The sequence below is a fragment of the Rhizobium sp. WYCCWR 11146 genome (assembly GCF_013591995.1).
GTDB lineage: Bacteria > Pseudomonadota > Alphaproteobacteria > Rhizobiales > Rhizobiaceae > Rhizobium > Rhizobium indicum.
Genome location: NZ_JACCEY010000010.1, coordinates 63,664 through 85,510, shown reverse-complemented (window position 1 = coordinate 85,510; position 21,847 = coordinate 63,664). Strand labels below are relative to the sequence as shown.

Here is a 21,847-nt window from a genome sequence, read left to right as displayed (position 1 = left end):
GAGACCTCACGAAAGGGGATCATCATGAACGTAGCACGCTCCTTCAATAACTGGCGCAAGTATCGTCAGACGGTTACCGAACTCGGCCGCATGAGCTCGCGCGAACTGCAGGACCTCGGTATCAATCGTGCCGACATCCACAGCGTCGCCCGCCAGTCGGTCGTTCGCTAAGCGGCTTTTCCCAGGCCATCCTGCATGACACTACGCCCGCTGATGACGCGGGCGTTTCTGTATCTGGCCTGCCACGAAGCCCTAAGTTGGAGATTTCCTTCGTCAGGAGAGGCCGTGCATTTCCCGCATAGCTGCACTGCAGCAAAGTCTATTTAATGTGCGGAGAGAATGGGTATTTTTGTTTTCATCGAAGCGATGCACCTCCTCCCGCAGAGCTTCGATTTCAGACGGCCCACTCCTCCTCCCAAGGGACGTCTGTCGGAACAGCGGCACTCCTCCTCCCAGCCGTTGTTTGGTTCTTTTCGAAAAGCCTGCCGCACCTCCTCCCGTGGCAGGCTTTTTCGTTTTCAGGACCGTGGTATCAGAGCCCGAGCGCGAGCTGCGGCTCTTGCCCGCTCTCTTCGGTTTTGAGCGATGACAGGGTGATCCCCAATAGCCGCACAGACCGTTTGAACGGGAACACCGAGGCGAGCAGGGTTTCAGCATTCTCCAAGACCATGTCGACGTCGGACACGGGTCCCGACACGGTCCTGCTGCGTGTCGCCTGACTGAAATCCGAATATTTGATTTTGACGGTGATCGTCTTTCCCGTGATGTCATGCGCCTCGCAATAGCGCCAGACCTTCTCGGCCAATGGCCGCAACTCGGCTTTGGCAAGATCGAGATCGCCGATGTCCTCAACGAACGTGTCCTCGGCGCCAACAGACTTTCGAATGCGATCGGGTCTCACCCGGCGTTCATCGATCCCACGGGCAATGCCGTAGAAATAAGGACCGGACTTCCCGAAGTTCTGCTGAAGGAACGCTAGCGACTTCGACTTAAGATCAAGCCCGGTCTCTATGCCATGCCGTTTCATTCGCTCGGCCGTGGCCGGCCCCACGCCATGGAATTTCTTGACGGGGAGGGCCTCGACAAAACCCGGGCCGTTCTTTGGCGTAATGACCGCCTGGCCATTCGGCTTGTTCAGATCGCTCGCCATTTTGGCCAGGAACTTGTTGTAGGAGATGCCGGCAGACGCATTGAGGCCGGTGACCGCCTTGATCTTCGCGCGGATCTCCAGCGCAATCTCGTTGGCGATCTCCATGCCCTTCAGGTTCTCGGTGACATCGAGATAGGCTTCGTCCAGCGACAGTGGCTCGATCAACGGTGTGTACTCAGTAAAAATCTCCCGGATCTGCTGGGAGACCTGCCGATAAACCTCGAAGCGCGGCGGCACAAAGATAAGATCCGGACATTTTCGCTTGGCGGTCACCGACGGCATGGCCGAATGCACACCAAAGGTTCTGGCCTCATAACTCGCCGCTGCCACCACACCGCGTGCCGCCGATCCGCCGACGGCCAGTGGTAGCCCACGTAGCTCCGGATTGTCGCGCTGCTCGACCGACGCATAAAAGGCATCCATGTCGACATGGATGATTTTGCGCACGGGTTGCACGCTCCCCATGACGTCAGTGCCCACAGGATAAGCCGGCATTTGGTGAACGGGCATTTGACTGCCCTGGTCGTGCTCTGTGCTGGTGATCAAAGCAACAGACCTTCCTCGTCCGGCTTCGGTTTGGCCTGTGGCGGCACAATCACCAGCATGTTGCCCGGTAGCGGACGCTGTAGATGGCGGGCCTCATCCCAAGGTGCTGTCAGCCAGGTCTCGACTTCTTCAGACGTGGTCAGGATGGCGGGCATTGCCTTTTGATGAATCGGCGAGACGATTTCGTTGGGCGAGGTCGTCAGAAATCCAAACAGCTCGTATTCCTGCTCGCCATCCCTGACTTTGCGCACGCCCTTCCATGGCGTCCAGAAACCCGCGAAAAACATCAGCGGCCGGCCTTCATTGCCGGCGAACCAGGCGTTCGGCACACGCCCGCCTTCCACTTTGCTGGCTGGATCAGGCTCGGCAAAAGACGTGAACGGCACGACGCAGCGGCTCGTCGGACCGAGCCAGCGCCGCCAGTGCGGCGAACTCACATTGCGAATATTGGTGACGCCGGGATCGTAGTTTTTCACATAGGCGGGCGGCGACGGCATTCCCCAAGTCGCCCGGGCAATTTCGCGCTGTCCGTCCTCGGCAACGCGGACGATCGGCGCCTGATAGCCTGGATAAACATCGAAAGAGGCTTCATTCCAGCCGGCTCGATCCCGGAACGCCTTTGTAAACTGCAGAACCGCGTCGCGCGTGGTCGTCACGTTGTAGAGATTACACACTGCCGTCCTCCTATCAATGCGGGTCAAGGCGAAGTTTCCGACCCTTACGGATCGCAATCAAGCTTTGAGATGCCCACTGATCACGTGGGCTCTTGCGCCTCAACAACTACACCGGCCTCCAGCAAACAGGGAAATAGCGTCCCGCATCTATCCTGCCCGTCAGAACAGTGCATCTTGTCGCAACCCATTGCCATGCGACGGCGCAGATCCACAAAACGCATACTGGCGCCAAACTGTTTCACCAACGCCTTGCGATCAAGCTCGCCCCGTTGCCCGCACGGTTTGCAGTCGACGGTAATCACCGGTCCCTTGAAATCTCTGAGCGTCAGCAGGCCGGGCATATCTCTATTTTCTCATCCACGATATTTTTTGTCACATTCAGCATCGAATTGAATCTGCTTGATGAATCGTTTGAGCAACAGCCGTCTCGTGATGCCGGCTGCTATCCACCCGATTCTTGCCCGTTGACTCATCGTCGTTTAAAGAACAAAAACAGAACATATCAGCTTTTTTTGACTATGCAAATGCACTCTTGACGTAGGAAACCGATGCCAATCACAGCCGCCAACCCCGTCATTTCCGAACTTCAGGACCGCATCCGGCGGCTTGAAGGCGGAACTGCGCGCAAGGGCGAGGTGCTGTCGTTCGGAATTGCCGAGATCGACGCAAAGCTTCCCGGTGGTGGGCTGGCCTGCGGCTCCTTGCACGAAGTGGCCGGTGGTGGCGCCGACGCCGTGCATGGCGCCGCCGCCGCTCTCTTTGTCGCTGGCATTGTCGCGCGAACCAAGGGCGACGTGCTCTGGTGTCTGACGCGGCCCGACCTGTTTGCCCCGGCACTCACCCAGGCGGGGCTCCATCATGATCGCGTGATCTATGTCGAAGCCGACCGGGAAGAGGACGTGCTCACGAATTTCGAAGAGGGCCTGCGTTTTGGCGGGCTGGGGGCCGTGGTCGCCGAGTTGGTCCGACTGCCGATGACCGCCTCGCGGCGCCTGCAGCTGGCGGCTGAGGCTTCAGGAACGATTGGCATTGCGCTTCGACGATGGCGTCGCCCGACGGAGGCCGCTGATTTCGGGCAGCCGACGGCCGCCACGACACGATGGCGCATCAGCGTTTTGCCATCCGAGCCGCTTCCCGTGCCGGGCATCGGGCGGGCGCGGTGGCTGGCGGAATTGATCAGAGCAAGAGCGGGAGAAGCCGCGGAATTTGAAATAGGTGCCTGCGATGCCACGGGTCGTATCAGTCTTTCTCCCCACGCTCGCGACGGACAGGATCAGGCGCGCCGATCCCAGCATTTCGGCTGAAACACCTGTTGTGGTTGTTTCCCGCAGTGGATCAAAACGCACCGTCGCAGCGATCGACGCTGCGGCCTTCAAGGCCGGCGTCCGCATCGGCATGCCGGCCGCCAAAGCCCAGGCGATGATATCCGGCCTGCACATAGTTGATGCCGATCCGGACGGCGACGCCTTGGCGATCGAGCGCCTGGCGCTATGGATGCTGCGCCAATATACGCCGGTGGTCGCGATGGACAGTCCCGATGGCATTGTCATGGATACCGAGGGCGCCGACCATTTGCGCGGCGGTGAATTGCCGATGCTCACTGGTCTTGTCAATGCTCTGAGAGGACACGGTCTTCAGGCGCGCGGCGCCATTGCAGATACCTGGGGCAGCGCCCACGCCATTGCCCGTGCCACCCGGCGGGAGACGATTATCGTGCCGGTTGGTGAGACAGCCAAAGCTGTCGTCAATCTGCCGATTTCCAGCCTTCGTCTGCCGCCGGACATTGTCAGCGGCCTGACCGTGCTCGGGTTCCGGACCGTCGGCGAGCTTTCTGCAACGCCGAGAGCGCCTCTAACATTGCGTTTCGGGCCGGAGGTCGGTCGCAGGCTCGATCAGATGTTCGGGCGCCTCGCGGAACCGATTGACCCCATTCGCGCCGCTGACCTGATCGAAGTGGCCCGTTCCTTTTCCGAACCGATCGGGGTTGCCGAAACCATCGCCAAATATATCGGCAAGCTGGTGGTCGAACTCTGCGCCGCGTTGGAGACGCAAGGGCAGGGCGTTCGTCGCGCCGATCTGATTGTCTACCGCGTCGACAACACATTGCAGTCCCTTCGCGCCGGCACGGCAAAGCCGGTGCGTGATATTCCTCATCTGACAAAGCTTCTCTGTTCCAGCATCGAGAAGATCGATCCCGGTTTCGGTATCGAAAAACTGTCCCTCACTGCTACCATGATCGAACCGTTCGAAGAGAAGCAGTCGATCTCCTCGCTTGTCGAAGAAACGGTCATCGACGTTACGCCGCTGCTCGACAGTTTTGGAAATCGCGGCCAGCGCATGTACCGGCTGGCGCCGGTTGAAAGCGACGTTCCCGAGCGCAATGTCGGGCGTGTCTCCGCCATTTCCGAAAAGCTGGGTCAGGCCTGGCCGACCCGTTGGCCCCGGCCGAGCCGGATGCTGAAGCACCCGGAACGGATCGAGGTGATTGCGCTCACACCCGACCATCCGCCGGCATCCATGACGTGGCGCGGCAAGCGCCGGCGCATTAAGCGTGGTGACGGGCCGGAACGTGTATTCGGCGAGTGGTGGGTTCGTTCATCCGAGATGGAGGCTGTCAGGGATTATTATTCGGTCGAAGACGAGGACGGCAATCGTTTCTGGGTCTTTCGCTCCGGCGACGGGGTGGATCCCGCGACCGGAACGGCCAAATGGTTTCTGCATGGGATCTACGGCTGATGCGCTACGCCGAACTCCAGGTCACCAGTCATTTTTCCTTCCTGCGTGGTGCGTCAGGCTGCGATGAGCTGTTTGCCACGGCAAAGGCACTCGGCATTGCGGCGCTCGGCATCGTCGATCGCAACAGCCTTGCCGGCATCGTGCGCGCCTGGGAAGCGGCCAAGGAAACTGGCGTCCGGCTGGTCGTTGGCTGCCGGCTCGATCTGACAGACGGCATGTCGATGCTGGTCTATCCAACGGACCGGGCTGCCTATTCGAGGCTTTGCCGGCTTCTGTCGCTCGGCAAAGAACGGGGTGGCAAAGGAAAATGTATCCTCGATCTGACAGATGTGACTCTTTATGCAGAGGGCCTGCTCGCCATCCTGATCCCCGACGAGGCCGATGACGCCTGCGCCGTCCAGTTGCGCAAGATGAAAGAGATATTTGACGATCGCGCCTATATGGCGCTGACGCTGCGCCGGCGGCCGAACGACCAACTGCGCCTGCATGAGCTCAACACCCTGGCGATCCGGCAAAAGGTCCGGCCGGTCGTCACCAACGACGTGCTGTTTCATGAGCCGGGCAGGCGGCAATTGCAGGATGTCGTCACCTGCATTCGCCATCGCACCACCATCGACCAGGCCGGTTTCTTGCGCGAACGGCATGCCGATCGGTTTTTGAAGCCGCCGGAGGAAATGTACCGGCTGTTCATCCGGTACCCGGAGGCGCTCGCCCGCACCCGAGAGATTGTCGACCGCTGTCGCTTCGACATGAGCGAACTGACCTATCAATATCCCGAGGAAGCAATCATCCCCGGACTGACGGCGCAGCAGACGCTGGAAAAATTCACCTGGCAGGGCGTGTGCGATCGCTATCCCGAAGGGGTGCCGGACGACGTGGTGAAAACCCTCAATCACGAACTCGATCTGATCCACAAACTCGACTACGCGCCTTACTTTCTGACGGTCTACAGCATCGTCCGCTTTGCGCGATCTCAGAGCATCCTGTGTCAGGGGCGTGGCAGCGCCGCCAATTCCGCAGTCTGTTACGTGCTGGGGATTACCGCGATCGATCCGGCCGCCAACGATCTGCTATTCGAGCGCTTTATCTCAGCTGAGCGCAACGAGCCGCCCGACATCGACGTCGATTTCGAACATGCCAGACGCGAGGAGGTGATCCAGTGGATCTATAAGACTTACGGCCGGCAAAAGGCTGCCCTTTGCGCGACCGTCACCCGTTACCGCGCCAAGGGCGCCCTTCGCGACGTTGGCAAGGTGCTCGGCCTGCCCGAAGACATGATCACGGCGCTGTCGGCCGGTGTCTGGGGCTGGAGCAAGGAGGGCGTCGGTGAAAAGCAGGTCAACGAGCTGAACATGAACATGTCCGACCGGCGCCTGCGGCTGACACTGGAACTGGCCCAGCAATTGATGGGCGCGCCGCGTCATCTGGGCCAGCATCCCGGCGGCTTCGTCCTGACCAATAACCGCCTCGACGAACTGGTGCCGATCGAGCAGGCTCGGATGGAGGATCGCCAGACGATCGAATGGGACAAGGACGATATCGAGGCGTTGAAGTTCATGAAGGTCGATGTGCTCGCCTTGGGAGTGCTCACCTGCATGGCCAAGGGTTTTGCCCTTTTGCAGGAGCACAAGGGCATAACGCTCGATCTCGCCACCATCGAGCCGGAAGATCCGCCGACCTACGCGATGATCCGCAAGGCCGACACGCTCGGTACCTTCCAGATCGAATCGCGCGCGCAGATGTCGATGTTGCCGCGGCTGAAACCCCAGACCTATTATGACCTGGTGATCCAGGTGGCGATCGTTCGCCCCGGGCCGATCCAGGGCGACATGGTGCATCCTTATCTGAGACGGCGCGAAGGCAAGGAAGCGGTGGTCTATCCCAAGCCGGAACTGGAGGCGGTGCTCGGAAAGACGCTGGGCGTGCCGCTATTTCAAGAGAGCGCCATGAAAGTCGCGATTGTCTGCGCGGGCTTTACCGCCGGGGAGGCCGATGCGCTCAGACGCTCGATGGCGACCTTCAAGTTCACCGGCGGGGTCTCGAAGTTCAAGGACAAGCTTGTCCAGGGCATGGTGAAAAACGGCTACACGGAAGAGTTTGCCGAAAAGACCTTCTCGCAGCTCGAGGGTTTTGGCTCCTATGGCTTTCCCGAGAGCCATGCCGCGTCCTTTGCGCTCATCGCCTACGCCTCGTCATATCTGAAGTGTCATTATCCGGATGTGTTCTGTGCCGCCCTCCTCAATGCGCAACCGATGGGGTTCTATGCGCCGGCACAGATTGTAACTGACGCCCGGGCTCACGGGGTGGCGATCCGGCCGGTTTGCATTAATCGTTCACGGTGGGATTGCACGCTTGAGGAGATCATCGGAACAGACGACCATGCCGTGCGCCTCGGGATGCGTCTCGTAAAGGGCCTACCCGAACAGGATGCAGCAAAAATCGCGGTGGCGCGTGGCGAGGAGCGCTTCGTCTCCATCGACGATATGTGGCGGCGCGCCGGGGTATCCTCGGCCTCCCTGGTCAAGCTGGCCGAAGCCGATGCGTTTCGACCGGACTTGAAACTTGAAAGGCGCGATGCGCTGTGGGCGATCAAGGCCTTGCGCGATGAACCGCTTCCTCTGTTTGCCGCGGCTGCCGATCGCGAACGGGCGGTGATTGCCGAACTGCAGGAACCGGATGTGACGCTTCGGCACATGACCGAAGGTGCCAATGTCGTCGAGGACTACGGGCATACTGGTGTGACGCTGCGTGCCCATCCGGTCAGCTTCCTGCGCGACGATCTCACCCGCCGAAACATCGTCACCTGCGCCGAGGCGACAACGGCGCGTGACGGGCGATGGCTGATGACGGCTGGCCTTGTCCTCGTCCGCCAGAAACCGGGAAGCGCCAAGGGCGTCATGTTCATGACCATCGAGGACGAGACAGGCGTCGCCAATATTGTCGTCTGGCCAAGCCTGTTCGAAAAGCAGCGCTGCGTCGTCCTCGGATCGGCTATGATGGCGATCAACGGAAAGATACAGCGCGAAGGCGGCGTCGTGCATTTAGTGGCACAACGAATGTTCGATCTCACGCCGGACCTGGCAAGCCTGGGCGAGCGGGATGGTTTCCGGCTGCCGTCAGGACGGGGCGACGAGTTCGCGCATGGATCGCCGGGAAGTCCGGATAGCCGGGAGCGGCCGTCTATGGGTGTGAAGTCGAGGGATTTGTTCGTCCCCGATCTCCATATCGACACGTTGAAGGTGAAGAGCAGGAATTTTCAGTAGATAAGAAGATTGCGAGATGCGTGCGTCGAGGTGCGCAATGCATAAGGTATTGCCGGGCGCCGGTTTCGTCGGATCTGGTGAAAATAAACGTGGTGAGAAACTCACCCTGTATGTATCGTGACCCGATGATCCTCCTGCGCTTCGCCCGGCTGGGCGGGGTCAATTTCTGCGGTTCATCGGGCACGTATGGTCTTCAGGGCGGTTCCACCGGAACGTTCATTGGAAGGCTAAATCACAGCGCCTGAACTGTCATGGGGTACTGCCTCACTAGTTCGCAATGGATGGATTGCATCAACATGAACGAGTCGCTCGGAACAAACGAATGGCCGGAAGGCGGCCCGCCCAGGCCCATGACAATCGAGGAGGCAGATCGACGCGCCGAATGGTCTGAAGATTTTCAACGGTTAATCCTCAGAGTTGGTGCGTTGGCTTGTGCTGCTGTCGTGGTCAAGCTGCCCTCGGGTGACGAAGGAATAGGGACGGCCTTTCACGTTGGAGAGGGCGTCTACCTCACGGCTCGGCACGTATTGGAAGACAATGAAGTCCTTTCCGTCGTTCCTTATAGCAGGGGCTGGATCTTCAGAGACGAATTGATCGAGGAAGCGCGCACCGGTGGAATGCTCAATGGCGAAATCCCCATCTGGTCCATGCACCACGAGAAACCGCACGTCCTCCGTGGTCCATTTTTCCACAATGATGATGCGATTGATGTCGCCGCCTTCGTCATGGGCGGCATCGATAGAAACACTCCCGCGATGGCGCTGGGATTTCACTACGATGACTGGATTGTGGATGCTGATTGGTTGCTGACAAAAGGTATCGTCTTCGGATATCCGCCGGTGCCGACCGCCAAGGATCCAATTCAGCTTGCCGCCACCGTTGAAGTCAATGGCGTCGTGGATACGTATCGTGACCGCTACGTCCGTTTCGTGGTGTCGGGCCCTTCACGCGGTGGCTTCAGCGGCGGGCCTGTCTTTCACGAACGTGGCTTCGTCCTCGGAATGGTTATCGAGAGCCTAGAGCAATTCGGAAAACCTGAGCCGGGATTCTTCACTATATTAAGCATTGAGCCGTTGCATGAAGTTTTGGAACAGCATGGACTCACGCCCCAGCGTCAGCTGCCGCCGACCGTTGAAGAAACCATTGCTATGGCGCGCGAAGACCTGGAAGCGCGGCAAGCTGCACGAGCGGCCAAGCGCTCCGGCAGCACAGAATAAGGCGGTGGGGTGCACGTGGACAATCAGCCAGATTTGACCAGCGAAAAAACAGCGTTCCTCTCTTTGGCGATGATGAAGGGTGTAGGCTTTCAGACGCTCTGGCAGATCGCAGAGTCGAAACGATCATTTCAATCTGTTTTCAATTCTCAGGGGGAGGAGCTGTGCCAGTTGCTCAAATCGAAAGGCGCGCGCCTTCCCAATAGCCCGAAAGCCGATTGGGACGGAATAAGGAACGCCCTTGCCAGATCCGTCGATCAGCTTGAATCTACTTTTGAGGCAAGGCAAATCCAGATCGTCCTTCGGTCCGACAAACTTTATCCGCGCACCCTGCTTCACCTCGACGATCCGCCACATTGGTTGTTCGTTCAGGGCAATGCGGAAGTCCTGAGCGTGCCGTCTATTGCGATCGTCGGAACCCGTGATCCATCCAGCGACGGGCTATGGCTCGCTGAATATGTCGGCCTGACTCTGAGCCATTGGGGCCACCCCACGGTCAGTGGGCTTGCACTAGGGATTGATCAATCGATCCACAATGCCAGCCTTACTGCAAAAGTGCCCACAATTGCCGTGTTGGGAACCGGGATAACTGCGGATTATCCAAAAAATATTGGGCCGATTCGTGAGAAAATTGTTGGTGCCGGCGGGGCCATCATCACCGAATATCTACCGGGGGAAAGCTACAGTGCCATGAACTTTGTTCGTCGCAACAGGTTACAGGCGGCATTGGCCAGAGCGCTCATCCCGGTCGAGTGGAAGGAACGCAGTGGCACGGCCCATACAGTTCGGTACGCAGCCGGCCTTGGCAGGGCAATCGCCGGTCTACGGCTACCCACATGGGATCATCGACCGATAATTCTTCCGGCGGGACGCGGGCCTCGGCAAGTTTTCACCGTGCCGGGGCAGGATGAAGCCTTTCGGGACTTCGTAGAGCGATCTGTACATGACGACCAACAGTATCGACAGACTAGTTTTCTTTAGCGGGGCGCGTGAAAATGTACACCTTGAAAGGCGCGATCTTTTCTCTGCGCGACACCCTCGTTGTCAAGGGTAGCATCGATCCTGTGTTAATGGACGAGACCAACAAGCTGCTGAAGTTCTTAACGAACAGAAATGTCATGCCGGTGATCGTCAGCAACAGCAGTTGGATCGAAACGGCGTCAAAGCGTGAGATCCCTGATATCCTAAGCGAGGTCGTCGGTCACAAGATCCCCTACTATCGGGGTGGCCGCGATATGCCGATGAAGCAGTTTGCCGGTGCTATGGATCATGTTTTGAAAACTCAAAACTGGCAGCCGGAGGAGGCGATCTATATCGGTTCGACGAAGGAGGATATGATCGCTGCCAGAAACGGGAAACTTATGTTTCTCAACGCCCGCTGGCACGCGCAGAACAGTGCCTACGGGTTCGAATTCGAGTCGCCGAAGGACATCGCTCGGTTTGTCGATTGTTGCTGTCTTTCAATCGGTGACTGGTTTTGGGCGATCGAGCAGGGCGACCTGAAGGTCTATTCCATCGCCCCTCTTGCAGAGTATTCCAAGTCCTATCCAACCGCCGGTGCCTATTCTACCGATGCGAAACAGGCCGTGAAATTCAATAAAGGCGATGTGCGGTTCTGGGGCCGCTTGATGGGCGCGCGCCTCTATTTCTCCGGGTTGGGGAGGGTCATCAACTACGTGGCACCCTATCCAGGCCATCATCCCAATTCCAGCCAGAAGGTTCTATCGAACGCTCTTAAGATTGTGGCTGATACCTTGCGTGCCAGCTATTTGGTCGATCTTGTGGAACGCCATGCTCCGGCGCAAAAGTCTCAGACGGCCCGTCAACAAGGCATCGCCCTGGACCACGGAAATCAGCTGTCCACGATTAGGCTTCGCCGTGACCCATTGAAGACAGGGGCTCTCGGTGGTCGATATAAAGCCAGTCCTCTTAAGCCAGGCAAGACCGTTTTGGTCGTCGACGATATCTTAACTGAGGGTTTTTCCCTTGAGGCGGCCCGAGCTTTCGTTAAAGCGACGGGAGCTGACGTCATCTGCGCGGCTTGGCTGAAAACGCCAGGAGGAAATCATTACCGTGCCCTGGCGGGCACCGCCCCTGAACTCAAGGATCCCTACAAGCCGTATGCTACGGCAACAACGCAAGTAAATGTCTTTCCAAACGGTGCGCAAATTCGAAACCCTCAGGCACCAGAGCAAGTCGCGGACGCCTTCAAACGATATTCGGCGTGGGACTGGCCGTAGGTTCACGCGTGAGAGCATCGACGCAGCTGGCAGCTATTCCGTATCAAAGTCAGCGAACGGATTCTGCGGAACGCGGCGTGCAACGAATACGCCGATGATGGACGATTCGGGCCAGATTTCGCCAATCATCTCTTTACAGACTTTGAAACTACATCCGGTCGTGAGTACGTCATCGAGAAGAACGACTTGCGGCTTGGGGTTGGCGACAAAGCGAGGATCAATTGCTAGCGATGCTCGCAACGCATCGCGGTCACGTCGATCAGTCTTTGTATGTCTGGCCTCTCGTTCCACCGCAGTATAAAGCACTTCGCGCACATCTGCGTTGTGTCCCATCGCTTGAGCCACGCGCAACATTCGGTCATCGAATTCTTGCGAATCTCGCCGTTTCGACGGCGGAATGGGGACAAATACTGTATTCTGCCAGCTGTTAGCGTTGACGTTCTGGGCAATCGCGGCCCCGACATTGGCAATCGCGCGCTGCTTGTGCTGCCATTGTCCGGTGTTGCGAACGGAGGGGCTCTTCTTTAGATTGCTGATGATCTGATTTGTATAACTGTGAGCGAATCCCGCCCGCGGCGTATACGTACCGAAATACGCGCAGGTATCGCTATCATCAAGATAGAAGTGATCGGGGCGCTCGAGATCGCCTACGACCCTAAGACGAGCTGACCAGCTCGCGTCTGATGTCGTCATATTCGCGTACTCTTATGGCGCCTTCGGCTTCAAACCGCGTCGGCCACGTCAGATCCGATCGTTCAAAACAGCTGTTCAAAATGAAGAGTTTCCGTTTTTGCTTAAGAGCCTCTCTCGCCTGCACCAGCGTTCCGGATGTTTCTCCGGCTTCAACGATGATGGTCGCCTCCGTGAGGGCCGACATCGTCTTGTTCCGCTCGGGGAAAAAGAAACGGTTCACTCGGAAGTTTTGAGCCTCATATCGCTCTAGCGGGACTTGGCTGATCAGCAAATGGTCCTTCGCGATACGCTCCTGCAGGCTCGCGTTCGATTTCGGGTAGACATGGTTCAAGGGCGTGCCGATGACCGCGATCGTCTCACCACCAGCTGCAATTGCAGCGTTGTGAGCTTCCGTATCGACGCCTTCAGCGAGGCCCGATACGATTGTAAACTGATCTTGCACGAGCCTCTTCACAAGATGCCTAACCCGGCTCAACCCCTCGCCACTTGGTTTTCTGGTGCCCACAACGGCTACTGATCGCGTCGCAATCAGCTCCCACCGGCCCTGAAAATAAAGGAGTTCCACGGGATGGGTGGCTTGCCGCAACCGCTCGGGATATTCGAGTTCGCCCCTGACCCGCACATCAAAACGCGTCCCATCAGGACCGCGGAGCTTGTCAATAACCCGGCTTGCGACCAGCCTTGCCTGTTCCGGGGGGATGAAATCAGATGGTCGGGCATCAGGAGATTCTGCGAACTTTTCTGCAAGTGATTTGAAGCTTGCGTTTTGTTCGGTCCACATTGCCTCGTACGCGCCAAGTTCCAGCGCGGCATCGATAGGATCAAATAAAGGTCCCACGTCGTTCTTGACGTTCCAAAGAGTCGCTTGCTTCATTTTGCCTGCCCAGTTCTTTTTTCATTCACATGCCATGGCAAGGATGCGTCAAGCTTAATCGAGCCGCCCAACGCATTCTTAACACCTTATAGGAGAACAAATAGAGAACATCAATATCCATGACGCTAACAAGTGCTGATCCTAATCGTTTCCTGACCGCACGGTCTCAACCGCTAGCGAACATTGCGGAAGTGGCCGCAGCAACTCTGCCTCGGTCTTCGTCAGGTCAATCCATGCACTCCAATCTTCGGATTGAAGGACGACGACTTTGGCGATCGTGGTATGGCTTCACATCCGGGCCGGGTTCTGTGGTCAGCATCGTAAACGCCGGCGGATGGTTTCCCTCGCCTTGGCGCCATATTCCCGCTACCGCCATGAATGGAGCACCATTGGGCGCGAACTGGTGCTTCGCCTTCGGATATTTCTTCCCGGTGAACTCGAAAAGGGCGCTGGCTGGAATAAGACAGCGGTGGCTGTCGCCTAAATGTCTGCCTTCCGAGCGAAAATTGAAAACCGAGCCGCCCTTGCCGGTCGCGGGAAACCCGAACTTCATCTGTACCAACTCTACGATACCGTCGTCGGCAGCTCGCATGACCGGGGCGCTGTCACCGATCTTGATGTCGTCAGCATGCGGCATATCCAGTTCGGTTTGATGCGTGGGGATACCGAGCGCCAGGTCCTGCATCATCTTGCAGTATTCCGCGTAGCGGATGTGTTGTTCATAATCGTTGCACATAGGCGAGACCTGGCTTTCCTGAGTATGGCGTCACCCTCCGGGACCGGGCTGTTGGCTGCGCTGAAGCCTTGAATTTCAAGTCTTCACCCTTCGGGCTGTCATCCCTGACGCGTGCGTCGATCAGCGTCTCTAGCAACACGTGAGGTAACCTCAATGTTCCCATCCCAGCAGGCCGATGGCGCGAAGTTCCATCCCTTCGTCGTCGCCGAACCAGCAGGTTGCTTGATCACGAAAGTGGCCGTGCAATTCAGACCGAACGCTATTGCGCTCCAACCAATGGCGTTGCCGAACCCAGCTCTCTTGTCTGGCATCCCTAATCCAGTCCCGTCCTTGGACGGTCAACCCGCAAGGGGTTCGCAGTCCCTGCGACCTCTCTGGCTGCGCCGCCGAGGTGACCGCGGTCAGGCCCGGATCAAACGGGTGCCATCGAGCGGGGATCGGCCCCGCCACTGGATGGAGCCTCACATGTCGGATCTCAGCCTCGCACAAAACCACGCACTCGATCTTGCCCAGACCCTGATGGTCCCGGTCACCCTCTTCGAAATCGATGGTGAGATCGGCGTCATGCCTTCCGCCGAGTATGACGGCGACGAGGACGCCATCATCAACGAATATGACCCCTTTGCCTATGGATCGGCTCATTGAGCCGATCACCCCTTCGGGGGGGAAGGCGTGCCGCTTGCGCTGATGCGCGCGCAAGGGAGGCTTCGCCGCGATCTTTCCCGGCAGATCTGCACATTGCGAACCGCGCCCTTGCACGCTTCCATCTTCGCGGCCTGGACGCAGCCAGTCCGAACAGTCAGGAAAGCTAAAGGAGGTGATATGGAAAAGAATGACATCGAAGAGCTGCGTACCCGGGTGGGATGCGCAGCCGTCCTTGAGCATGAGGGCTTCGCGATAGACAGGAAAGAAAGCACGCGCCGGGCAGTCAAATTCCGGCGAGACGATGACATCGTCATCGTGATCCACGACGACAGAGGCTGGTTCGATGCCCGTTCCGACGCCAAGGGCGATGTGTTCGCTCTTGCAAGCTATCTGCATGGGATCGGATTTGCAGAAGCCCTGGCGGCTGTCGGCGACTTGGTCGCGTTTCAGCCAACTGCACCGGTCTGGGAAAAACCTATCGGTCACGCGCAAACAATGGCTTCGATCACTGACCGCTGGCGCCACAGAAAGCGGCCGTGGCGCGCATCGGCGACATGGAGCTATCTTCGACAGAGCCGGGCGCTGCCGTGGCAGGTCATCTCTGCGGCGATTGAGGCGGACGTTCTTCGAGAAGGCCCATATGGCTCGATGTGGGCAAAACATGTCGATGAGGCTGGTGCCGTCATCGGCTGGGAGGAGCGCGGCCCCGAGTGGCGCGGGTTTTCCACCGGCGGCGCCAAGGCGCTCTTCCGGTTTGGAAAGGTGGATGCCCGTCGGATCTGTGTGACGGAGGCGGCAATCGATGCGCTTAGCCTGACCGCGATCGAACAGACGATACCCGACACGCTTTATGTCAGCACAGGTGGCGGCTGGTCGCCGTTGACCGCTCAGGCGTTGGAGACCCTGGCTTCCGGGGAAGGCGCTTGGCTGGTGGCCGCGACCGACAACAACGTTCAGGGTGAGGTTTTTGCCGATCGCCTGCGCCAGATGGCAGATCGCGCCGGTTGCGATTTCTCGCGGCTACGGCCGGAAGCTGAGGATTGGAATGAGGAATTGAAGGGGAGGAGGGAGAAAGGAGAGCTGCCGCATACGCGGACAGCGCATCAAGGGTGAAGCTGCGCCCGCCTGACGGCGGCCCTTGACCCGCTGCCCGCGAGGCGCCGGCTGAGGAGGGGTGATCAAAGGACTGAAAGAAGAGGTCGTTCAGGCTTCCGCTTCGGTCCCCAACCCCAAAGGAGCAGCCGATGTTCGTTTCCCCCACTATCCGTAAAGTGTTCGAAGGCGTCGCCACCCGCCACGAGATGTACGCCCTGTTCAACCGCCACAGCCAGTCGCCATTCGACGATGACCGTATTTCCGGCAGGCGCTATGTCGGCGAATGGTTCGAAATCACGGAAGCCGACCACGACCACATGTTCGAGATCCTGCCGCCGCTTTTCTATCGCGGGGACATGTTCGCCATGCGCGAGTTTCTGGCTGCCAGCGTCACCAGCGTGTTCTTTGCGCTGACGATCGATGATCGCTCGCGCTGGTTTCACGGCTATTGCGACCTGGGCGATCACCAGTCGCACGCCCGGATGCGCGCCGAGATCATCGCCCGCGAATCCCGCCCGGTGCGCGCCATGAACCGACAGGAAAAGCTCGATCATATCTGGAGTGCGACCGGTCCGGATTTTCGTGGTTATGCCGACGCACGCTTTCCGGCCGACTTGCGCAATCGCCAGATCGTGCTCGTATATCCCTCCGCTCAGGGGAAGATCTGGAAGCTCCTCGACAATCTGACCGACGAGGAGATCGCCGCAAAACTGCCGGTGCAGTTCCGTCTCCTGCCAGAAACCATCGCTGCCTGACGGCGCAGCCTTCACCTCCCAATCCTCACCATTCTGCGTCTTGGCAACACCCGCACTCAACAGCGAGTGTTCCTCGGCGCGCCACCTCACAGGAGTTATCTCATGGCGCATGACGATCCCTTCACTATCGACCTGTTCGGCAATACAGCTCTCGCATCCGGTTTCGATCTCGGTGTGCCGGGTTTCGCGGCAGACTTCGGGACCGATATCGATATCGATCCGCAGCCCTCGACACCGGCGCCAGCCGCTCCGGTTCGCAAAGAGCCGAAATCCACGCCGCAGATACGGACGAAGGTCGATTTTCGGCTGCAGGGCTCGCGCGGCCTCGCCAAGTCCTGGCGCGACCGGGCGCGTGACAACATTGCCGCCATCCTGTTGGCCAACGAGATCGAGCGTCAGGGCCTGCCGGCCCGACCTGACCAGCAGGCCAGGTTGATCCGCTTTACCGGCTTCGGCGCCTCGGATTTGGCAAACGGCATATTCAGGCGTCCCGGCGAAGACGCTTTTCGTAGAGGCTGGGAAGAGCTCGGTGGCAATCTGGAAAGCGCCGTCGCGGCAGGGGACTACGCATCTCTGGCGCGCTGCACCCAGTATGCACACTTCACGCCGGAGTTTATCGTTCGTGCCATCTGGGCAGGGCTGATCCGCATGGGCTTTAAAGGCGGACGGATCCTGGAACCGGGGATCGGAACGGGCATGTTTCCGGCGCTGATGCCGGAGGCGCTCTCCAAGGTGAGCCACGTCACCGGCGTCGAGCTCGATCCCGTCACCGCCCGCATCGTTCGGCTGCTCCAGCCACGCGCGAAAATCATCACAGGTGATTTCTCGCGCTCGAACCTGCCCGATCATTTCGATCTCGCGATCGGCAATCCCCCGTTCTCGGATCGACCGGTGAAGAGCGATCCGGCTTTCCGCAATCTCGGCTTGCGGCTGCATGACTATTTCATCGCCAAGTCCATCGACCGGCTGAAGCCCGGCGGGCTTGCCGCCTTTGTCACGTCGTCCGGCACCATGGACAAGGCCGATGCCCGAGCCCGCGACCACATCGCCGGCATGTCCGATCTTGTTGGAGCAATCCGCCTGCCCGAAGGCAGTTTCCGCGCTGACGCCGGCACGGATGTCGTTGTCGATATCCTCTTCTTCCGGAAGCGTCATGCTGACGAGCCGGCTGGAGACGATAGCTGGCTCGATCTCGCGGATGTGGAGTTGGAAGGCGAGGGCGACAGCGTCCGTATCAACAGGTGGTTCGTCGATCATCCCGAGATGGTGCTGGGACGCCATGCGATTACGTCAGGTCCATTCGGCGAAACCTATACCTGCCAGCCGACAGATGACGATCTTGAAACGATCTTGAAAACTGCCATCGAACGGCTTCCTGCGGACATCTATGACGGCGAGCCATCCACAATCGATTTCGAACTTGAGGATGAGGTGGCGGATGCGATGGCAGAGCGGCCTGATGATCCCAAGGTCCGCGAGGGCAGCTATTTCATCGGCAAGGCCACGGCCCTGATGCAGGTGGTAGGCGGCGTCGCTGTCCCAGTCGAAGTCAGGAAGGGCCGCAGCACCGATGGCATCTTTGCCAAGCACGCCCTGATCATCCGAAAGCTGATCCCGATCCGCGACGCTGTCCGGCTCATCATCAAGCTTCAGGAACGCGACCAGCCGTGGCAAAAGGCGCAGGTCGCGCTGCGCATCGCCTGGTCGAGCTTCGTGCGCGAATTCGGCCCGATCAACTTCACCTCAGTTTCGACATCGGAGGATCCGGAAACCGGTGAAGTCAGGGAGGTCCATCGCCGGCCGCATCTCGCGCCTTTCCTCGACGATCCCGATTGCTGGTTGGTGGCCTCGATCGAGGACTACGATCTGGAGACGAATACAGCTAAGCCGGGTCCGATCTTTACCCAGCGGGTGATTGCGCCGCCGCCAGCACCAGTGATCACCTCGGCATCAGATGCGCTCGCGGTTGTTCTGAACGAACGCGGCCATGTCGATCCCGATCATATTGCCGAGCTGCTGCATCGTGGCGTGGACGATGTGATCGATGAGTTGGGGGACGCGATCTTCCGCGATCCGTCCAACGGCTCCTGGCAGATGTCAAATGCCTATTTGTCTGGCGCAGTCCGCTCGAAGCTCACAGTTGCCCGGGCTGCCGCCCAGCTCGATCCGGTCTTCGCGCGAAACGTGACAGCTCTGGAGCGCGTCCAGCCCGCCGATCTCAGGCCCTCGGATATCACCGCACGCCTCGGCGCGCCGTGGATCCCGGCCGATGATGTTGTCGCCTTCGTCAAACAGATGATGGAGGCCGATATCTCCATTCATCATCTGCCGGAACTGGCGACATGGACGGTCAATGCCCGTCAACTCGAATGGTCGGCTGCTGGCACCACGGAGTGGGGCACCCACCGCCGCCATGCCGGCCAGCTTCTCTCCGACGCCCTGAATTCGTCCGTGCCGCAGATCTTCGATACCGTCCGCGACGGCGAGACCGAGCGACGAGTGCTGAACACGGTGGAGACGGAGGCCGCAAAGGAAAAGCTCGCCAAGATCAAGACCGCTTTCCAGTCCTGGATCTGGTCAGATCCGGATCGCACCGACCGGCTGGCGCGCGTCTATAACGACACGTTCAACAACATCGCGCCGCGAACCTTCAACGGCGATCACCTGCAACTCCCCGGCGCCTCTGGCGCCTTTTCTTTGTACGGTCATCAGAAACGCGGCATCTGGCGGATTATTTCGGCGGGCGCCACCTATCTCGCCCACGCCGTTGGTGCCGGCAAGACGCTGACCATGGCTGCCGCCATCATGGAGCAGCGCCGGCTGGGCCTGATCAACAAGGCGATGCTGGTCGTGCCCGGCCATTGCCTGGCGCAGGCCGCCCGCGAATTTCTCGCGCTCTATCCGAATGCCCGCATCCTGGTCGCCGACGAGACCAACTTCGTCAGGGAAAAGCGCCATCGCTTCCTGTCACGAGCGGCGACCGCCAACTGGGATGCCATCATCATCACCCACTCGGCATTCCGGTTCATCGCGGTGCCATCGGCCTTCGAGGCCCAGATGATCCAGGACGAACTGGAGCTTTACGAGGAGCTGCTGGTTAAGGTCGACCAAGACCGGCTGTCGCGCAAGCGCATCGAGCGCATGAAGGAAGGTCACAAGGAACGGCTTGAATCCCTCGCCACCCGTAAGGACGATCTGCTGACCATCTCCGAGCTTGGCATCGACCAGATCATCGTCGACGAAGCGCAGGAGTTCCGCAAGCTGTCCTTCGCCACCAACATGTCGACGCTGCGCGGTGTCGATCCGAATGGCTCGCAGCGCGCCTGGGACCTGTTTGTCAAATCCCGCTTTATCGAAACCAAAAACCCGGGCAGGGCGCTGGTGCTGGCCTCGGGCACGCCAATCACCAACACGCTCGGCGAAATGTTCTCAGTGCAGAGGATGATGGATCCGGCAGCGTTGTCGGAACGTGGTCTGCACGAGTTCGACGCATGGGCGTCGACCTTCGGCGATACCTCGACCGAACTCGAACTGCAGCCGTCGGGCAAATACAAGCCGGTCACGCGCTTCAGCCAGTTCGTCAACGTGCCGGAACTGATCGCCATGTTCCGATCTTTCGCCGACGTCGTGCTGCCGGTCGATCTGAAAACATATGTGAAAGTCCCTGACGTCGCTGGCGGCAAGCGCCAGATCGTCACCGCCGAGCCGACCCCGGCGTTCAAAGCCTATCAGAAGCAGCTCGATGCCCGCATCAAGGCGATCGAGATGCGCGATGGCCCGGCCAAGCCCGGCGATGACATCCTGCTGTCGGTCATCACCGACGGACGTCACGCCGCGATCGATCTGCGCCTCGTCGATCAGGCGATGGGCAACGAGGCTGCCAACAAGCTGAACGCGCTTGTCACCAATGCTCACCGGATCTGGCAGGAAACGGGAGAGGCGGAGTATCGTCGCAAGGACGGCAAGCCGTTCGACCGGCCGGGCGCCGGCCAGCTCATCTTCTCCGATCTCGGCACGATCAATGTGGAGGCGACCCGTGGCTTTTCGGCCTATCGCTGGATCCGCGATGAACTGGTCCGATTGGGCGTGCCGGCCTCGGAAATCGCCTTCATGCAGGACTACAAGAAGTCGGATGCCAAGCAGCGGCTGTTCAACGACTTCAATGCCGGCAAGGTTCGCGTGCTGATCGGCTCGTCCGAAACCATGGGGACCGGCGTCAATGTTCAGGCCCGTTTGAAAGCCCTGCATCATCTCGATGTTCCGTGGTTGCCATCGCAGATCGAGCAGCGCGAGGGCCGTATTATTCGTCAAGGCAATCAGCATGACGAAGTCGACGTCTTTGCCTACGCAACGCTCGGGAGCCTCGACGCCACCATGTGGCAGAACAATGAGCGCAAGGCCCGGTTTATTGCGGCGGCACTATCGGGTGACACCAGCGTTCGGCGGCTTGAGGACATGGGTGAAGGGCAGGCGAACCAGTTCGCCATGGCGAAGGCTATCGCGTCCGGCGACGAGCGGCTGATGCAGAAGGCCGGGCTCGAGGCCGAGATCGCCCGTCTCGATCGGCTGCGGGCCGCTCATATCGACGATCAGCACGCGATCCGGCGGCAGATCCGTGACGCCGAACGGGATACCGAATTTTCCACTCGCCGGATCGAGGATGTGGGCAAGGACATGGACCGTCTTGTCCCAACCGCGGGCAACGTATTCGCGATGCAAGTTGGAAACGCGAAATTCGACGAGCGCAAGCTCGCCGGCCGCGCGCTGATGAAGGAGATCCTGACGCTGGTTCAGTTGCAGCAGGAGAAAGAAGTGATCATTGCCACGATCGGCGGCTTCGACCTCGCATACAATGGTGAGCGGTTCGGCAAGGACGGTTATCGCTACGACACGTTTCTTCAACGCACCGGTGGCGACTATGAGATCGATCTTCCAGTGACTACGACGCCGATCGGGGCCATCTCCCGGCTCGAGCATGCCCTCGGCGGGTTTGAAAAGGAACGTGAGAGCCATCGCAATCGTCTGGTTGACGCCGAGCGTCGGCTTGCCTCCTACACGCCGCGTCTGGGTGAAAGCTTCTCATTTGAAGCCGAGCTCGAACTCAAGCTGAGCCAGCTGGACGAGATCGAAAGGGATCTGGCGGCAACCGCCGACGAACCAGAGGAGGATCGCCAGCAGGCCGCGTGATCGGCGACATACTGAGGTTACTTGAAACGGGTGTGGTCC

General features: G+C 59.3%; 16 protein-coding genes and 1 pseudogene. 11 read left to right on the top strand and 6 right to left on the bottom strand.

The window, feature by feature from the left end; all coding sequences use genetic code 11:
- Positions 1-24: 24 nt before the first annotated feature.
- Positions 25-171, top strand: coding sequence for a DUF1127 domain-containing protein (locus HX899_RS06485; RefSeq protein ID WP_131706103.1), 147 nt, complete (start codon positions 25-27; stop codon positions 169-171).
- A 361-nt stretch (positions 172-532) separates the two neighbouring features.
- On the opposite strand, the gene dinB is transcribed toward HX899_RS06485, so the two are convergent.
- The 3 genes from dinB to HX899_RS06470 form a co-directional block, all read right to left on the bottom strand.
- Positions 533-1,615 carry a DNA polymerase IV gene (dinB, locus tag HX899_RS06480; RefSeq protein WP_181291941.1) on the bottom strand — a complete coding sequence of 361 codons (1,083 nt, stop codon included), beginning with the start codon at positions 1,613-1,615 and terminating at the stop codon, positions 533-535.
- Positions 1,616-1,692: 77 nt separating this feature from the next.
- On the bottom strand, positions 1,693-2,370 hold the full coding sequence (locus HX899_RS06475; RefSeq protein ID WP_181291940.1) for an SOS response-associated peptidase: 678 nt from the start codon (positions 2,368-2,370) through the stop codon (positions 1,693-1,695).
- 80 nt (positions 2,371-2,450) lie between these two features.
- Entirely contained in the window at positions 2,451-2,711 is a 261-nt protein-coding gene (locus tag HX899_RS06470; protein WP_181291921.1) for a hypothetical protein, read from the bottom strand.
- A 207-nt stretch (positions 2,712-2,918) separates the two neighbouring features.
- Here HX899_RS06470 and HX899_RS06465 point away from each other — a divergent pair, with 207 nt between their 5' ends.
- The 6 genes from HX899_RS06465 to HX899_RS06440 all read left to right on the top strand — a co-directional run bounded on the left by HX899_RS06465 (position 2,919) and on the right by HX899_RS06440 (position 11,823).
- Positions 2,919-3,674, top strand: coding sequence for an ImuA family protein (locus tag HX899_RS06465; protein ID WP_181291920.1), 756 nt, complete (start codon positions 2,919-2,921; stop codon positions 3,672-3,674).
- The gene (locus tag HX899_RS06460) at positions 3,595-5,106 is read left to right on the top strand and encodes a DNA polymerase Y family protein (RefSeq protein WP_181291919.1); all 1,512 of its coding nucleotides are present in this window, start codon (positions 3,595-3,597) and stop codon (positions 5,104-5,106) included. Before HX899_RS06465 ends, HX899_RS06460 begins: the two co-directional genes overlap by 80 nt.
- On the top strand, positions 5,106-8,369 hold the full coding sequence (locus HX899_RS06455) for an error-prone DNA polymerase (RefSeq protein WP_181291939.1): 3,264 nt from the start codon (positions 5,106-5,108) through the stop codon (positions 8,367-8,369). Before HX899_RS06460 ends, HX899_RS06455 begins: the two co-directional genes overlap by 1 nt.
- A 296-nt stretch (positions 8,370-8,665) precedes the next feature.
- Positions 8,666-9,586 carry a serine protease gene (locus tag HX899_RS06450; protein WP_246697065.1) on the top strand — a complete coding sequence of 307 codons (921 nt, stop codon included), beginning with the start codon at positions 8,666-8,668 and terminating at the stop codon, positions 9,584-9,586.
- Positions 9,587-9,601: 15 nt separating this feature from the next.
- Complete coding sequence (locus HX899_RS06445; RefSeq protein ID WP_348647904.1) at positions 9,602-10,564, top strand: DNA-processing protein DprA; 963 nt, start codon at positions 9,602-9,604, stop codon at positions 10,562-10,564.
- Between the two features lie 14 nt (positions 10,565-10,578).
- Entirely contained in the window at positions 10,579-11,823 is a 1,245-nt protein-coding gene (locus tag HX899_RS06440) for a phosphoribosyltransferase family protein (protein ID WP_181291917.1), read from the top strand.
- A gap of 33 nt (positions 11,824-11,856) precedes the next feature.
- On the opposite strand, the gene HX899_RS06435 is transcribed toward HX899_RS06440, so the two are convergent.
- From HX899_RS06435 to HX899_RS06425, 3 genes and pseudogenes are all read right to left on the bottom strand, one after another.
- Positions 11,857-12,516, bottom strand: a complete 660-nt coding sequence (locus tag HX899_RS06435) for a hypothetical protein (protein WP_181291916.1) — start codon at positions 12,514-12,516, stop codon at positions 11,857-11,859.
- Positions 12,479-13,390: a DNA-processing protein DprA gene (locus tag HX899_RS06430; protein WP_181291915.1), complete on the bottom strand. Its 912-nt coding sequence runs from the start codon at positions 13,388-13,390 to the stop codon at positions 12,479-12,481. Before HX899_RS06430 ends, HX899_RS06435 begins: the two co-directional genes overlap by 38 nt.
- 141 nt (positions 13,391-13,531) lie before the next feature.
- Positions 13,532-14,126: pseudogene (locus tag HX899_RS06425) on the bottom strand (SOS response-associated peptidase family protein).
- 465 nt (positions 14,127-14,591) lie between these two features.
- Between HX899_RS06425 and HX899_RS06420 the strand changes: the two are divergent.
- From HX899_RS06420 to HX899_RS06405, 4 genes are all read left to right on the top strand, one after another.
- Positions 14,592-14,771: a hypothetical protein gene (locus HX899_RS06420; RefSeq protein ID WP_181291914.1), complete on the top strand. Its 180-nt coding sequence runs from the start codon at positions 14,592-14,594 to the stop codon at positions 14,769-14,771.
- A 177-nt stretch (positions 14,772-14,948) separates the two neighbouring features.
- A complete protein-coding gene (locus HX899_RS06415; RefSeq protein ID WP_181291937.1) occupies positions 14,949-15,884 on the top strand; it encodes a DUF3991 and toprim domain-containing protein in 936 nt (311 codons plus the stop codon).
- A 131-nt stretch (positions 15,885-16,015) separates the two neighbouring features.
- The gene (locus HX899_RS06410) at positions 16,016-16,621 is read left to right on the top strand and encodes a DUF1419 domain-containing protein (protein WP_181291913.1); all 606 of its coding nucleotides are present in this window, start codon (positions 16,016-16,018) and stop codon (positions 16,619-16,621) included.
- A gap of 102 nt (positions 16,622-16,723) precedes the next feature.
- On the top strand, positions 16,724-21,808 hold the full coding sequence (locus tag HX899_RS06405; protein WP_181291912.1) for a helicase-related protein: 5,085 nt from the start codon (positions 16,724-16,726) through the stop codon (positions 21,806-21,808).
- The last annotated feature ends 39 nt before the right edge of the window (positions 21,809-21,847 follow it).

Coding starts and splice junctions, on each gene's coding strand:
- dinB (WP_181291941.1), bottom strand. CDS start 1,615: ATGGGGAGCGTGCAACCCGTGCGCAAAATCATCCATGTCGACATGGAT.
- HX899_RS06440 (WP_181291917.1), top strand. CDS start 10,579: ATGTACACCTTGAAAGGCGCGATCTTTTCTCTGCGCGACACCCTCGTT.
- HX899_RS06410 (WP_181291913.1), top strand. CDS start 16,016: ATGTTCGTTTCCCCCACTATCCGTAAAGTGTTCGAAGGCGTCGCCACC.
- HX899_RS06485 (WP_131706103.1), top strand. CDS start 25: ATGAACGTAGCACGCTCCTTCAATAACTGGCGCAAGTATCGTCAGACG.
- HX899_RS06430 (WP_181291915.1), bottom strand. CDS start 13,390: ATGAAGCAAGCGACTCTTTGGAACGTCAAGAACGACGTGGGACCTTTA.
- HX899_RS06450 (WP_246697065.1), top strand. CDS start 8,666: ATGAACGAGTCGCTCGGAACAAACGAATGGCCGGAAGGCGGCCCGCCC.
- HX899_RS06455 (WP_181291939.1), top strand. CDS start 5,106: ATGCGCTACGCCGAACTCCAGGTCACCAGTCATTTTTCCTTCCTGCGT.
- HX899_RS06465 (WP_181291920.1), top strand. CDS start 2,919: ATGCCAATCACAGCCGCCAACCCCGTCATTTCCGAACTTCAGGACCGC.
- HX899_RS06435 (WP_181291916.1), bottom strand. CDS start 12,516: ATGACGACATCAGACGCGAGCTGGTCAGCTCGTCTTAGGGTCGTAGGC.
- HX899_RS06460 (WP_181291919.1), top strand. CDS start 3,595: ATGCCACGGGTCGTATCAGTCTTTCTCCCCACGCTCGCGACGGACAGG.
- HX899_RS06420 (WP_181291914.1), top strand. CDS start 14,592: ATGTCGGATCTCAGCCTCGCACAAAACCACGCACTCGATCTTGCCCAG.
- HX899_RS06405 (WP_181291912.1), top strand. CDS start 16,724: ATGGCGCATGACGATCCCTTCACTATCGACCTGTTCGGCAATACAGCT.
- HX899_RS06470 (WP_181291921.1), bottom strand. CDS start 2,711: ATGCCCGGCCTGCTGACGCTCAGAGATTTCAAGGGACCGGTGATTACC.
- HX899_RS06415 (WP_181291937.1), top strand. CDS start 14,949: ATGGAAAAGAATGACATCGAAGAGCTGCGTACCCGGGTGGGATGCGCA.